Origin of the sequence: Enterobacter cloacae complex sp. IR5412, from assembly GCF_049237385.1 — a bacterium.
Lineage (GTDB): Bacteria > Pseudomonadota > Gammaproteobacteria > Enterobacterales > Enterobacteriaceae > Enterobacter > Enterobacter intestinihominis.
The window spans coordinates 12374-24595 of the sequence record NZ_JBMKHQ010000006.1 but is presented as its reverse complement, the minus strand read 5'-3'; the positions used below and the strand labels follow the sequence as shown (position 1 = coordinate 24595).

The window sequence follows — 12222 nt, the reverse complement described above, 5'->3', positions numbered from 1 at the left end:
TGATGACAATCTGCCTTGTTCCCTTGAATCCAGGAAACTGATCCCCATAATAAGCGAAGTTAGCGAGATGAATGCAGAAAAACGCGGAGAAATTCATGAGTAGTAAAGAACAGAAAACGCCTGAGGGGCAAGCCCCTGAAGAAATTATCACGGAACAGCACGATGAAGTTGAGGCAGTAGAGCCAGACACGTCTGCTGAGCAGGTGGACCCGCGCGATGAAAAAATTGCCAATCTGGAAGCTCAGTTGGTAGAAGCGCAGAATCGCGAACGCGATGGCGTACTGCGTATCAAAGCGGAAATGGAAAACCTGCGCCGTCGTACCGAGCTGGATGTTGAAAAGGCGCACAAATTTGCGCTGGAGAAATTCGTCAACGAACTGCTTCCGGTGATCGACAGCCTGGATCGCGCGCTGGAAGTGGCGGATAAAGCTAATCCGGATAACGCGGCGATGATTGAAGGCATCGAGCTGACGCTGAAATCCATGCTGGATGTGGTGCGTAAGTTCGGTGTTGAAGTGATTGCCGATACGGATGTACCGCTGGATCCAAACGTTCACCAGGCCATTGCGATGGTGGAATCCGAAGACGTTGCCGCGGGTAACGTGCTGGGCGTGATGCAGAAAGGGTATACCCTGAACGGTCGTACTATTCGCGCTGCGATGGTGACCGTGGCGAAAGCGAAAGCGTAATTTGCCGACCCGTAGTGCCGGGTGGCGGTTTCGCCTTACCCGGCCTACAACATTACTCGGCGATACTTTCGCGTAAAGGTTTAACGGGCAGGACCTTCACCTGCTTAATCATATTGTCCTGAACGTCCAGAATATCAATATCATACTGCTCAATGCGCACGCGCGTGCCTGCCGCCGGGATCTCTTCCAGCGCTTCCAGGATCATTCCGTTCATCGTCCGCGCTTCGTCTTCCGGCAAATGCCAGTTAAACGCTTTATTGATTTCACGAATGTTGGCGCTGCCGTCGATAAGCACTGACCCGTCGTTTTGCGGGGTGACTTCTTCTGCAAGGGAAGGCGACATTGACGTGGTAAAGTCCCCGACAATCTCTTCCAGAATATCTTCGACCGTCACCAGCCCCTGTATGTCGCCGTATTCATCCACCACCAGACCGACTTTCTTCTTGTTTCGCTGGAACTTCACCAGCTGCGTGCTGAGTGGGGTGCCTTCCGGCACGTAGTAAATTTCGTCGGCGGCGCGCAGCATCACTTCTTTGGTGAACTCGTTTTTCTCAGTCATCAGACGATAGGCCTCGCGCACACGCAGCATGCTGATGGCATCGTCGAGAGAATCGCGATAGAGGACGATACGCCCGTGCGGGGAGTGCGTCAGCTGGCGGACAATGGCCTTCCAGTCGTCGTTAATATCAATCCCGACGATTTCATTGCGCGGCACCATGATGTCGTCAACGCTGACCTTTTCCAGATCCAGCACCGACAGGAGCATGTCCTGATTGCGACGGGAGATCTGCGAGCGGGATTCGTTCACGATGGTACGCAGTTCGTCTTTGCTGAGCGCGCTACTGATGGTGACGTCTGCCTTTATACCAACCATGCGCATCAGCACCCGTGTCACCATATTCAGCAGCCAGACCAGCGGCATCATCAGAATAAGCAGCGGTGCTAACAGGAAACTGCTCGGGTAGGCGACTTTTTCCGGGTAAAGCGCCGCGATGGTTTTGGGCAGCACTTCCGCAAACACCAGCACCACAAACGTGAGCACACCTGTGGCAATCGCCACGCCTGCGTTGCCGTACAGACGCATCCCGACGATGGTGCCCAGTGCAGAGGCGAGAATATTGACCAGGTTGTTACCGATAAGCACCAGGCTAATCAGCCGGTCCGGCTTACGCAGAAGCTTTTCGACACGACGCGCGGCACGGTTACCCTGCTTGGCGCGATGACGTAACCGGTAGCGGTTCAGCGTCATCATGCCGGTTTCAGAGCCAGAGAAATAAGCGGAGATGACCACCATGATGACCAGAATGACGATCAGCGTGGTGGTAGAGATGTGTTCCAGGGGGAACTCCTTTTGTTACTTAGCCAGCAAATTGCTGTATGAAGCGGCTACCAAAATAGGCAAGCGTGAGAATGCCCGCACCCGCAACGTTGAACCAGACCACGCGACGTCCGCGCCAGCCTTCATGATAATGGCCCCATAACAGGACAATATAGACAAACCACGCGATGATGGAGAGGACCGCTTTATCGATATTCTCCACGCTGAACAGGTTCTTCATATAAAACAAGCCCGTGCACAGCGTCAGCGTCAGCAAAACCACGCCGACCTGGGTGATATGGAACATCTTACGCTCAATCACCATCAGCGGCGGCATTTCATGGTTAAACGCCAGCTTTTTATTTTTCAGCTGGTAGTCGATCCAGGCGAGCTGCATGGCGTAAAGGGCGGCGATGATCAGCGTCGCGTAGGAGAATAGAGACAGGCCGATATGCACCAGCATCCCCGGCGTGGCTTCCAGATGGGTAATAAACTCATTGGGCATGAACGTGGCTAACGCCAGGTTGATCAGCGCAAAGGCGTAGACTATCGGCAGCAGCAGCCAGCCACGATTTTTAGACGCGACAATGGTCATGACCGTACAGATCATCAGGCTGACCAGCGAGCCGACGTTCAGTACGCTCAGATTTTGCACGCTGCCGTCGCCGGGAATGATGCGTGATTCCAGCGCAAACGCATGGCTAATCAGTGCGATCACTGCCGAAAGAATAGCCATGCGCCGCCAGCCGCTGTTTTTTTGCAGCAGGCCAGGAATGATCAGCGCGAGGCTGACAGAGTAGGCAACAAGGGCGATCAGTGCGAAAACAGGCATATAGGCGTCGACAGTTGTCTTAATAAGAAAGAGAAGCAGTATAACGTTACGTGACGCCTGCTCCAACCGTTGCATAACAACAAAGGCGCCTTCATGTTATACTCCGGCAAAATTCTGTGTATGTGTCGCCCAGGCGACCTAACGTTTCTACCCCAGGCGAGAGACAATGTTTGATAATTTAACCGATCGTTTGTCGCGCACGCTGCGCAACATCAGCGGCCGTGGACGCCTCACCGAAGAGAACATCAAGGAAACGCTGCGCGAAGTGCGCATGGCGCTGCTGGAAGCAGACGTTGCGTTGCCGGTCGTGCGTGATTTTATCAACCGCGTGAAAGAGAAAGCGGTTGGTCATGAAGTTAACAAGAGCCTGACTCCGGGTCAGGAGTTCGTCAAAATCGTCCGTAACGAGCTGGTTTCGGCGATGGGCGAAGAGAACCAGGTGCTTAACCTGGCGGCTCAGCCACCGGCCGTCGTGCTGATGGCGGGTCTGCAAGGTGCGGGTAAAACCACCAGCGTCGGTAAGCTGGGGAAATTCCTGCGCGAAAAGCACAAGAAAAAAGTGCTGGTGGTTTCGGCGGACGTGTATCGCCCGGCGGCGATCAAACAGCTGGAAACGCTGGCCGAGCAGGTTGGCGTAGACTTCTTCCCGTCCGACGTGGCGCAGAAGCCTGTTGACATCGTTAACGCGGCGCTGAAAGAGGCGAAGCTGAAATTCTACGACGTGCTGCTGGTGGATACCGCCGGGCGACTGCACGTTGACGAAGCGATGATGGACGAAATCAAGCAGGTTCATGCTTCTATCAATCCGGTAGAGACCCTGTTTGTTGTCGACGCCATGACCGGTCAGGATGCGGCGAACACCGCGAAAGCGTTTAACGAAGCCCTGCCGTTAACCGGCGTGGTGCTGACCAAAGTCGACGGTGACGCTCGCGGCGGTGCGGCGCTGTCTATTCGTCATATTACTGGTAAGCCAATTAAGTTCCTCGGCGTGGGCGAGAAAACCGAAGCGCTGGAGCCGTTCCACCCGGATCGTATTGCCTCCCGTATCCTCGGCATGGGCGACGTGCTGTCGCTGATCGAAGATATCGAAAGCAAGGTTGACCGCGCGCAGGCTGAAAAACTCGCCAGCAAGCTGAAAAAAGGTGACGGTTTCGATCTGACCGACTTCCTTGAGCAACTGCGTCAGATGAAAAACATGGGGGGTATGGCAAGCCTGATGGGGAAACTGCCGGGTATGGGGCAGATCCCGGACAACGTCAAATCCCAGATGGATGACAAAGTGCTGGTGCGTATGGAGGCAATCATCAACTCGATGACGCTGAAAGAGCGCGCGAAGCCAGAAATCATCAAAGGTTCCCGCAAGCGCCGTATCGCAGCCGGTTGCGGCATGCAGGTCCAGGACGTTAACCGCCTTCTGAAACAGTTCGACGACATGCAGCGCATGATGAAGAAAATGAAGAAAGGCGGCATGGCGAAGATGATGCGCGGCATGAAAGGCATGATGCCGCCCGGTTTTCCTGGGCGATAATCGCTTTTGAGATTGCTTTTTGCCCGAAAATGAGTAAAATTTTCGGGCTTTTAATATGACACCCGGGCTCCGTTCCTCGATGGGGCCCGGTTGTTTTATTCACACAAGAGGATGTTATGGTAACTATTCGTTTAGCACGTCACGGCGCTAAAAAGCGTCCGTTCTACCAGGTTGTTGTGACTGACAGCCGTAATGCACGCAACGGTCGCTTCATTGAGCGCGTTGGTTTCTTCAACCCACTGGCCTCTGGCGCAGAAGAAGAAACTCGTCTGGATCTGGATCGTATCGCTCACTGGGTTGGCCAGGGCGCTACTGTTTCCGATCGCGTTGCTACGCTGATCAAAGCAGCAAACAAAGCAGCTTAATCTGTCACGGTGGTCATGATGAGCAATAAAGCACCTGTTGAACCGATCGTATTGGGAAAAATGGGTTCTTGCTACGGTATCCGTGGTTGGCTCAGAGTGTTTTCCTCCACTGAAGACGCTGATAGCATTTTTGATTACCAGCCCTGGTTTATCCAGAAAGCCGGTAAGTGGGAAGAGGTCGAGCTGGAAAGCTGGCGTCACCACAATCAGGACATCATCATCAAGCTGAAAGGCATTGACGATCGAGATGCCGCGAATGCGCTGACTAATTGTGAAATTGTCGTGGATTCGTCGCAGTTGCCGCAACTGGAAGAGGGTGACTACTACTGGAAAGACCTTATGGGTTGCCAGGTAGTGACCACTGAAGGCTACAGCCTGGGGAAAGTCATCGACATGATGGAAACCGGGTCAAATGACGTTCTCGTCATTAAGGCAAACCTGAAAGATGCATTTGGCATCAAGGAGCGGTTGGTCCCGTTCCTCGATGGACAGGTTATCAAGAAAGTCGATCTCACTACTCAAACCATTGAAGTAGATTGGGATCCTGGTTTTTAAATTCTCCGGATAAACGGTAAAAGACGGCGCTATGTGGATTGGCATAATTAGCCTGTTTCCTGAAATGTTCCGCGCGATTACCGATTACGGGGTAACTGGCCGGGCAGTAAAGAATGGCCTGCTGAGCATCCAGAGCTGGAGTCCTCGTGACTTCACGCATGACCGGCACCGTACCGTGGACGATCGTCCTTACGGCGGCGGACCGGGGATGTTGATGATGGTGCAACCCTTACGGGACGCCATTCACACAGCAAAAGCCGCGGCAGGTGAAGGCGCGAAGGTGATTTATCTGTCACCTCAGGGACGCAAGCTTGATCAAGCGGGCGTGAGCGAACTGGCGACGAATCAAAAGCTGATTCTGGTCTGTGGTCGCTACGAAGGGATAGATGAGCGCGTAATTCAAACCGAGATTGACGAAGAATGGTCTATCGGCGATTACGTTCTCAGCGGTGGTGAGCTACCAGCAATGACGCTGATTGACTCCGTCGCCCGGTTTATTCCGGGGGTTCTGGGCCATGAAGCTTCGGCAACGGAAGATTCCTTTGCCGATGGATTGCTGGACTGTCCACACTATACTCGTCCTGAAGTGTTAGAAGGGATGGAAGTCCCGGCAGTGTTACTGTCTGGAAACCATGCCGAGATACGTCGCTGGCGTTTGAAGCAGTCGCTGGGCCGGACCTGGCTTAGAAGACCTGAACTTCTGGAAAACCTGGCTCTGACTGAAGAGCAAGCAAAGTTGCTGGCCGAGTTCAAAACTGAACACGCGCATCAGCAGCATGAACATGATGGGAAAGCGTAATACGCTCCCGAATATCAGTTTACCCAGGATAAGAGATTAAATTATGAGCAACATTATTAAGCAACTTGAACAAGAGCAGATGAAGCAGGACGTACCTTCCTTCCGTCCAGGTGACACCGTGGAAGTGAAAGTATGGGTTGTTGAAGGTTCCAAAAAACGTCTGCAGGCATTCGAGGGCGTGGTTATCGCTATTCGTAACCGCGGTCTGCACTCTGCATTCACTGTTCGTAAAATTTCCAACGGCGAAGGCGTTGAGCGTGTCTTCCAGACTCACTCTCCGGTAGTTGACAGCATTGCTGTTAAACGTCGTGGTGCTGTACGTAAAGCTAAACTGTACTACCTGCGTGAGCGTACTGGTAAGTCTGCTCGTATTAAAGAGCGTCTGAACTAAGATTCGCTTAAGCGACATCCTGTCAGAAAGGGCTGGCCGAAAGGCTGGCCCTTTTTTTATCCCATCGCACCTCTCGCGTTAACCCTTCCGTCATAAATCATTTACAATGTTCGCCTCTTGGGGGGAGGGTAAGTGGATAACGTACTGCATCAGCATAGCTGGAAACGCGCAGCGGCATTGACCGCGCTGTTTGCGATCCTGCTGATCGTCGTGGCGCCGCTGATCTCCGTCTCGCTGCAAAAAGATCCCATGAGCGCCATGCCGGGCATGCACCATGACATGAGCATGATGTCGATGGACGAGCATCATGGGGATATGCCGCATTCCATGCCAGTTGACCATGCGGAAGCCTGCGGCTACTGCGTGCTGTTAGCGCATGTGCCGGGCGTGATGCTGGCGCTTATCGTTCTGCTCAGCGTGGTGTTGCAGCGGCTGCGCATGAAGCCGCCTCGTCAGGCGGTCAGCCACTGGCACTTTTTCCCCTGGCTTTACCCCGATACCCGCGCGCCGCCGCGTCGGTCTGCTTTCTCCCTTTAAAACAAAATCACTCACTTTTTGCCTTAAAAAGGAAAAGTATGACTACCTGCACTCCGCGCGCGGCATGGGGAAACCTGCTGCGTCGTCTCCATTTCTATATCGGGCTGTTTGTTGGTCCGTTTATTTTCTTCGCAGCGTTGACCGGAACGCTGTATGTCGCCACGCCGCAGCTTGAAAATGCGCTGTACCATCATGCACTCCACACGGATGCCGTGGGTGAGGCGCAGCCTCTTGCTGCACAAATTGCCGCGGCCGAAAAGGCCGTAGAATCAGATCTGCGTCTGCATGCCGTTCGTCCGGGGCTGGAAGAGGGCGAAACGACCCGCGTGATGTTTGCCGACCCGGCGCTGGGTCCCTCCGAGCATCGGGCTATTTTTATTGATCCCGCCCGCCTTGAGGTTCGAGGGGATATGACCGTATACGGCACCAGCGGGATTTTACCGCTGCGTCAGACTATCGATTATCTGCATACCTCGCTGATGCTGGGCAACCTCGGGCGCCTCTATAGCGAGTTAGCCGCCTCGTGGATGTGGGTTGCTGCCCTGGGCGGGATCGCGCTGTGGTTCTATACCCGACCGAAGCGCCGTATCAACAATCGTTTCCAGAATCGTCGTCGCCTGCATGTGATCTTAGGCTGGACGTTACTGGCGGGAATGCTGCTGTTCTCAGTCACCGGGTTAACCTGGTCACAATGGGCCGGTGGCAACATCGATAAGCTGCGTGCAGAGATGAACTGGCTGACGCCGCAGGTAAACACCACCCTTTCCGGTGCGCCGGAAATGATGGATGAACACGCCGAACATCGTGGTCATCACGGCGGAATGTCGATGCCTGAAATGCCTGTTGAACTGTCGCTTTTTGACAGCGTATTGCAGGCCGCCCGCCAGTCAGGAATTGATGCTAACAACGTTGAGATCCGTCCGGCAAGCAGGGTCGACCAGGCCTGGACGGTGACGGAAATCGATCGCCGCTGGCCGACGCAGGTTGATGCCGTTGCCGTGGACCCCCACTCTCTGAAGGTGCTGGACAGGACTCGCTTTGGGGATTTCCCGCTGATGGCTAAACTCACCCGCTGGGGCGTGGATTTCCATATGGGGATCCTGTTTGGTCTGGCAAATCAGCTGCTGCTCATCGCGTTTGGCGTTGCGCTGTGCGTGCTGATTATCTGGGGATACCGGATGTGGTGGATGCGTCGTCCTGCGATGTCAGCCGCGAACCCGGTACAGACGCTCTGTCAAAGCTGGCTGGCATTGCCGCTGAGGGGAAGGGGAGTGACGTTCATGATAAGCCTCCTGCTGGGGCTGGCGTTGCCGGTAATGGGCGTCAGTCTGGCGGTATTTATCGTGATTGACTGGCTGCGCTGGCGAGCGGCTTCAGGCGTGTCGCTCGCCGGCACATCCGCTAAATAGCCTTAAGGCGTGCTGATAACTACCGCAACACGGCGGTTTTCAGCGCGCCCTTGCGCAGTACGGTTGCTGCTGAGAGGGTATTTTTTGCCTAAACCCCGCGTAGTGAGGTTGCTGCGCGGGATGTTCGCGCCCTTCGCCCAGGCATCCGCTACAACATTGGCACGTTTTAACGAAAGCGCTTCGTTGTAGCTCTCTTCGCCATAGTTATCCGTATGGCCGTCCATCCGGGCGTGATTCAGACCGGTTGCCGCCAGACGTGAGGCCATAGTCTGGATCTGCGTTTCACTTTCCGGACGCAGTCTGGCGTCATTTTTATCAAACAGGATCTTATCCGACAGGCCCAGGGACCAGTCGCCATTCAGTTCGTTAAAGCCGTAGGACTTCATGGCCGCGATTTGCTCTGGTGTGAATTTACCCTCCGGCGTCTGGCACCCGGACATTACCAGAGATGCCAGTAACAACGGCGCGAAGTATCGCTTCAACATATCGTCTTCCTTTCAGGGTATTGTTTTCGAACGCTGGTTTTTGACCAGGTACATATTGCGATCGGCTTGCTCAAGCAATGCCTCGACGGAGGCATTTTCCCACGCCAGAGCAAAGCCAATGCTGAGTGACATTGATGCTGTGTGTCCGTTATGCAGATCAAACGGACGGATAAATTGCTGCGACAGCGCAGCGCAAATATATTCGACCTCACGCGCGGTGTGGACGCCATAAAGGATCATGGCAAACTCGTCGCCGCCAAGACGGTAAGACTGATGACGTTTTTCGCCAAATTCGACCATCCTTTTTGCGGCTTCGATCAGTACGCAGTCGCCCGCGGCATGGCCCCAGGTGTCGTTAATAAACTTGAAGTTATCACCGTCCAGGAAGAGCAGGGCAGAATTGGTCTTTGCCGAAGCGTCATTCATTAAGGCCGCAATGTTGTTGCGAAACGCGGCGCGGTTTGCAAGCCCCGTGAGCGGATCGTGCATGGCGGTACGCAACAGTTGAGCGTTTTTCGCCTGTAGCTTGAGCTGCCACTCTTCCATTTCATCCAACAGGCTGTTGAAGTCTTCACCAAACTGGTGGAACTCTTCAATGCGGCCTTCCGTTACCCGGCGAGAGAAGTTGCGGTTGGTACGGACGTCATGCACAACGTCAGTGATGTTTTGCATTTCAACAACCATGCCATGATGTAGCGAGCGGGTGATGGTCAATGCGACGGCAGAGGCAAAAAGAATGCAGCCGGTGAGGACCGCAAATGAGAGCCAGATAAAGTGGCTAATCAGGCTGTCTCGTGCGGTCAGACGAATTTCGCCAATCACATTACCGTTATGTATGATGGGCTGTGCGACAGGAACAGGGAACAACCACCGGTTGACCAGCGCGCCCAGCGTGTCGGTATTATCCGCCGGGTTCCACGACCACCAGGCAAACCGTTTATGATGTGCATTAAGCACTTCCGCCACGGCAAATTGCCCCTGCTTGCCGAGGGTCGCCAGCGTTTCATTTGCCGCCACGGCATCGTTGAACACCAGAGAGGCCTCAAGGCTGTGGCTCATGGTGGCGCCGGTGAGTTCGAGGTTTTTTTGCGCGTATTGCTTTAATGTCACCACGGAAGCGAAACACAGCAGCAACCATATAAACGTCATCGTTATAATGACGCTTATCATGCTGATTCGCCGCAACGTTCTTTTAAACGTCGGACGCGGTGTTGGTGTGACTTCCTTATTCATGCTTCTTATTCCGTGCGAGCATTAATACATCCGGATTGACTCTTACGCCACTGCGCGTCAGCGCATCCAGATTTACGGAAAACCTGACCTTGTTGTGCTCTATTATCAGACAAAATGCGCTGCCAATAACGCATTCAGGATTTTGCTCTGACATTAATAGCAACGCCTGGCCCTGATATTGATTTATTATTTCCTGTTGTTTTGCCGGTGATTCGCTCCCGAAATAGAGGGCATCGCACCTTGCTGTGAGTGCTTCCCGATCGCTATGCACAATGACAGGACTATAGGGCAACGGGTTATTTACATCTTCACTGCTGAGCGCCTGTCTGTAACGGGAAGAGGCATAAATACAGAGCTTAGGCTGGCCGAAAAGTGCTGGCCATCGGGTGTAGCTCACAATACCAGAAACAATCGAACGTACCGATTTATCCGTTTCCGTGAGCGAGCCTGCCCTTGCAGGGCTCACCAAAATGAACAGCATTAGCGCCAGGGGGAGGTGAAGCAAAGCGATCAAGAATGTATTTCTCATCAGAATCCGCCAAACCGCCCCGGAAATAGATGCCCTTATGAATTTCCGGCAGAATACCATTCTTTCTCAAAGCCGTCATTATGTCAGAAATATCCCTGTCTTGACCTAAGCTAAATCTTACAGAGCACGATATTCAAAGTAATTTAGGCAGGCTCAATTAAGTCTGCTGGAATTCATACTTTTATTCATTTTTTGTTGCCAGGATTTATGTAGCCACGCAACTTTCCCTCAATTCACCCGAGGATAATTAAGCTAACGGCCAGCGCCGGGATAGCGTGCCTGGTGTGAGCGTAGACTGGCGTTAAAAGCGTATGTGTAATTTTATGTTTACGATTTTAACCTGTGATTTGGCATTTAAATGGCTACTGTAAAATAATCTGTACGTATTTTGGATTGAAATCTTTACTTGATATGTTATCGTTGTGTCACCTCTTCGAGGAAAACCACTATCGCAAACGAGTTTTACAGGATCGCAATCATGCAAAAAGACGCGCTGAACAACGTACATATCACTGACGAACAGGTGTTAATCACCCCGGATCAACTGAAGGCGGAATTCCCGCTGAGCGTCGCGCAGGAAGCTCAGATTGAGCACTCTCGCCAGACCATTTCTGACATTATCGCAGGCCGCGATCCGCGCCTGCTGGTGGTATGTGGTCCTTGCTCCATTCACGATCCTGAAACCGCCATTGAGTACGCTCGTCGATTTAAAGCATTAGCGGAGGAGGTCAGCGATAGCCTCTATCTGGTGATGCGCGTCTATTTTGAAAAGCCACGTACAACGGTTGGCTGGAAAGGGTTGATTAACGATCCGCACATGGATGGCTCGTTTGATGTGGAAGCGGGCCTGAAGATTGCGCGTCGCCTGCTGGTGGAGCTGGTCAGCATGGGGCTGCCGCTGGCAACCGAAGCGCTGGATCCGAACAGCCCGCAGTACCTCGGCGATCTGTTTAGCTGGTCTGCGATTGGGGCGCGCACCACCGAGTCACAAACCCACCGCGAGATGGCGTCTGGCCTGTCTATGCCGGTTGGTTTTAAAAACGGTACCGACGGCAGCTTGGCCACGGCGATTAACGCCATGCGCGCCGCCGCTATGCCCCATCGTTTTGTCGGGATCAACCAGGCGGGCCAGGTATGCCTGCTGCAAACGCAGGGCAATCCGGACGGGCATGTGATCCTGCGCGGTGGTAAAGCGCCAAACTACAGCCCGGCGGATGTCGCGCAGTGTGAAAAAGAGATGGAACAGGCGGGACTGCGTCCGGCGCTGATGGTAGATTGCAGTCATGGTAATTCGAATAAAGATTACCGTCGCCAGCCTGCGGTTGCAGAATCTGTGATTGCACAGATTAAAGATGGTAACCGTTCAATTATCGGCCTGATGATTGAAAGTAATATTCATGAAGGCAATCAGTCATCGGAACAGCCGCGTAGCGCGATGAAGCCCGGCGTCTCGGTCACGGATGCTTGCATCAGCTGGGAAACCACTGATGCGCTACTGCGTGAGATCCACAAAGATTTGAACGGCCAGCTGGCGACGCGTCTGGCATAAGAG

The 12222-nt window shown here is 53.5% G+C and carries 14 protein-coding genes; 9 read left to right on the top strand and 5 right to left on the bottom strand.

The window, feature by feature from the left end:
- The first annotated feature begins 95 nt into the window (after nt 1-95).
- Complete coding sequence (gene grpE / locus ACOTX2_RS12460) at nt 96-689, top strand: nucleotide exchange factor GrpE (protein ID WP_003863126.1); 594 nt, start codon at nt 96-98, stop codon at nt 687-689.
- A gap of 52 nt (nt 690-741) precedes the next feature.
- On the opposite strand, the gene ACOTX2_RS12455 is transcribed toward grpE, so the two are convergent.
- Together ACOTX2_RS12455 and ACOTX2_RS12450 are read right to left on the bottom strand one after the other, a co-directional pair.
- A complete protein-coding gene (locus tag ACOTX2_RS12455; RefSeq protein ID WP_026094274.1) occupies nt 742-2028 on the bottom strand; it encodes an HlyC/CorC family transporter in 1287 nt (428 codons plus the stop codon).
- Nucleotides 2029-2047: 19 nt separating this feature from the next.
- On the bottom strand, nt 2048-2839 hold the full coding sequence (locus ACOTX2_RS12450) for a cytochrome C assembly family protein (protein WP_014832951.1): 792 nt from the start codon (nt 2837-2839) through the stop codon (nt 2048-2050).
- A gap of 166 nt (nt 2840-3005) precedes the next feature.
- Here ACOTX2_RS12450 and ffh point away from each other — a divergent pair, with 166 nt between their 5' ends.
- The 7 genes from ffh (at nt 3006) to ACOTX2_RS12415 (ending at nt 8423) form a co-directional block, all read left to right on the top strand.
- On the top strand, nt 3006-4367 hold the full coding sequence (gene ffh / locus ACOTX2_RS12445) for a signal recognition particle protein (RefSeq protein WP_003863132.1): 1362 nt from the start codon (nt 3006-3008) through the stop codon (nt 4365-4367).
- A 116-nt stretch (nt 4368-4483) separates the two neighbouring features.
- On the top strand, nt 4484-4732 hold the full coding sequence (gene rpsP / locus ACOTX2_RS12440; RefSeq protein ID WP_022649067.1) for a 30S ribosomal protein S16: 249 nt from the start codon (nt 4484-4486) through the stop codon (nt 4730-4732).
- Nucleotides 4733-4747: 15 nt separating this feature from the next.
- Nucleotides 4748-5287, top strand: a complete 540-nt coding sequence (gene rimM / locus ACOTX2_RS12435) for a ribosome maturation factor RimM (RefSeq protein WP_003863136.1) — start codon at nt 4748-4750, stop codon at nt 5285-5287.
- Nucleotides 5288-5318: 31 nt separating this feature from the next.
- On the top strand, nt 5319-6086 hold the full coding sequence (gene trmD, locus ACOTX2_RS12430) for a tRNA (guanosine(37)-N1)-methyltransferase TrmD (RefSeq protein WP_003863138.1): 768 nt from the start codon (nt 5319-5321) through the stop codon (nt 6084-6086).
- Nucleotides 6087-6129: 43 nt separating this feature from the next.
- Nucleotides 6130-6477, top strand: a complete 348-nt coding sequence (rplS, locus tag ACOTX2_RS12425; protein ID WP_002914145.1) for a 50S ribosomal protein L19 — start codon at nt 6130-6132, stop codon at nt 6475-6477.
- Nucleotides 6478-6609: 132 nt separating this feature from the next.
- Nucleotides 6610-7014 (top strand): DUF2946 domain-containing protein, encoded by a 405-nt coding sequence (locus tag ACOTX2_RS12420; protein WP_022649065.1) that lies wholly within the window; start codon nt 6610-6612, stop codon nt 7012-7014.
- A 38-nt stretch (nt 7015-7052) separates the two neighbouring features.
- Nucleotides 7053-8423: a PepSY-associated TM helix domain-containing protein gene (locus ACOTX2_RS12415; protein ID WP_063147484.1), complete on the top strand. Its 1371-nt coding sequence runs from the start codon at nt 7053-7055 to the stop codon at nt 8421-8423.
- A gap of 2 nt (nt 8424-8425) precedes the next feature.
- On the opposite strand, the gene ACOTX2_RS12410 is transcribed toward ACOTX2_RS12415, so the two are convergent.
- From ACOTX2_RS12410 to ACOTX2_RS12400, 3 genes are read right to left on the bottom strand one after another with little or no spacing between them, the layout of a single operon-like run.
- The gene (locus ACOTX2_RS12410) at nt 8426-8908 is read right to left on the bottom strand and encodes an OmpA family protein (RefSeq protein WP_023298405.1); all 483 of its coding nucleotides are present in this window, start codon (nt 8906-8908) and stop codon (nt 8426-8428) included.
- 12 nt (nt 8909-8920) lie between these two features.
- A complete protein-coding gene (gene dgcN, locus ACOTX2_RS12405; protein ID WP_045308387.1) occupies nt 8921-10141 on the bottom strand; it encodes a diguanylate cyclase DgcN in 1221 nt (406 codons plus the stop codon).
- Nucleotides 10134-10670, bottom strand: coding sequence for a YfiR family protein (locus ACOTX2_RS12400; RefSeq protein ID WP_063146946.1), 537 nt, complete (start codon nt 10668-10670; stop codon nt 10134-10136). Before ACOTX2_RS12400 ends, dgcN begins: the two co-directional genes overlap by 8 nt.
- 478 nt (nt 10671-11148) lie before the next feature.
- Here ACOTX2_RS12400 and aroF point away from each other — a divergent pair, with 478 nt between their 5' ends.
- Entirely contained in the window at nt 11149-12219 is a 1071-nt protein-coding gene (gene aroF, locus ACOTX2_RS12395) for a 3-deoxy-7-phosphoheptulonate synthase AroF (RefSeq protein ID WP_006811632.1), read from the top strand.
- Nucleotides 12220-12222: the final 3 nt, after the last annotated feature.

What these genes read in the sequence shown, in the direction of transcription:
- rimM (WP_003863136.1), top strand. Translation starts at nt 4,748, where the DNA reads ATGATGAGCAATAAAGCACCTGTTGAACCGATCGTATTGGGAAAAATG.
- aroF (WP_006811632.1), top strand. Translation starts at nt 11,149, where the DNA reads ATGCAAAAAGACGCGCTGAACAACGTACATATCACTGACGAACAGGTG.
- ACOTX2_RS12415 (WP_063147484.1), top strand. Translation starts at nt 7,053, where the DNA reads ATGACTACCTGCACTCCGCGCGCGGCATGGGGAAACCTGCTGCGTCGT.
- rplS (WP_002914145.1), top strand. Translation starts at nt 6,130, where the DNA reads ATGAGCAACATTATTAAGCAACTTGAACAAGAGCAGATGAAGCAGGAC.
- ACOTX2_RS12410 (WP_023298405.1), bottom strand. Translation starts at nt 8,908, where the DNA reads ATGTTGAAGCGATACTTCGCGCCGTTGTTACTGGCATCTCTGGTAATG.
- ACOTX2_RS12450 (WP_014832951.1), bottom strand. Translation starts at nt 2,839, where the DNA reads ATGCCTGTTTTCGCACTGATCGCCCTTGTTGCCTACTCTGTCAGCCTC.
- ACOTX2_RS12400 (WP_063146946.1), bottom strand. Translation starts at nt 10,670, where the DNA reads ATGAGAAATACATTCTTGATCGCTTTGCTTCACCTCCCCCTGGCGCTA.
- ffh (WP_003863132.1), top strand. Translation starts at nt 3,006, where the DNA reads ATGTTTGATAATTTAACCGATCGTTTGTCGCGCACGCTGCGCAACATC.
- rpsP (WP_022649067.1), top strand. Translation starts at nt 4,484, where the DNA reads ATGGTAACTATTCGTTTAGCACGTCACGGCGCTAAAAAGCGTCCGTTC.
- dgcN (WP_045308387.1), bottom strand. Translation starts at nt 10,141, where the DNA reads ATGAATAAGGAAGTCACACCAACACCGCGTCCGACGTTTAAAAGAACG.
- grpE (WP_003863126.1), top strand. Translation starts at nt 96, where the DNA reads ATGAGTAGTAAAGAACAGAAAACGCCTGAGGGGCAAGCCCCTGAAGAA.
- trmD (WP_003863138.1), top strand. Translation starts at nt 5,319, where the DNA reads ATGTGGATTGGCATAATTAGCCTGTTTCCTGAAATGTTCCGCGCGATT.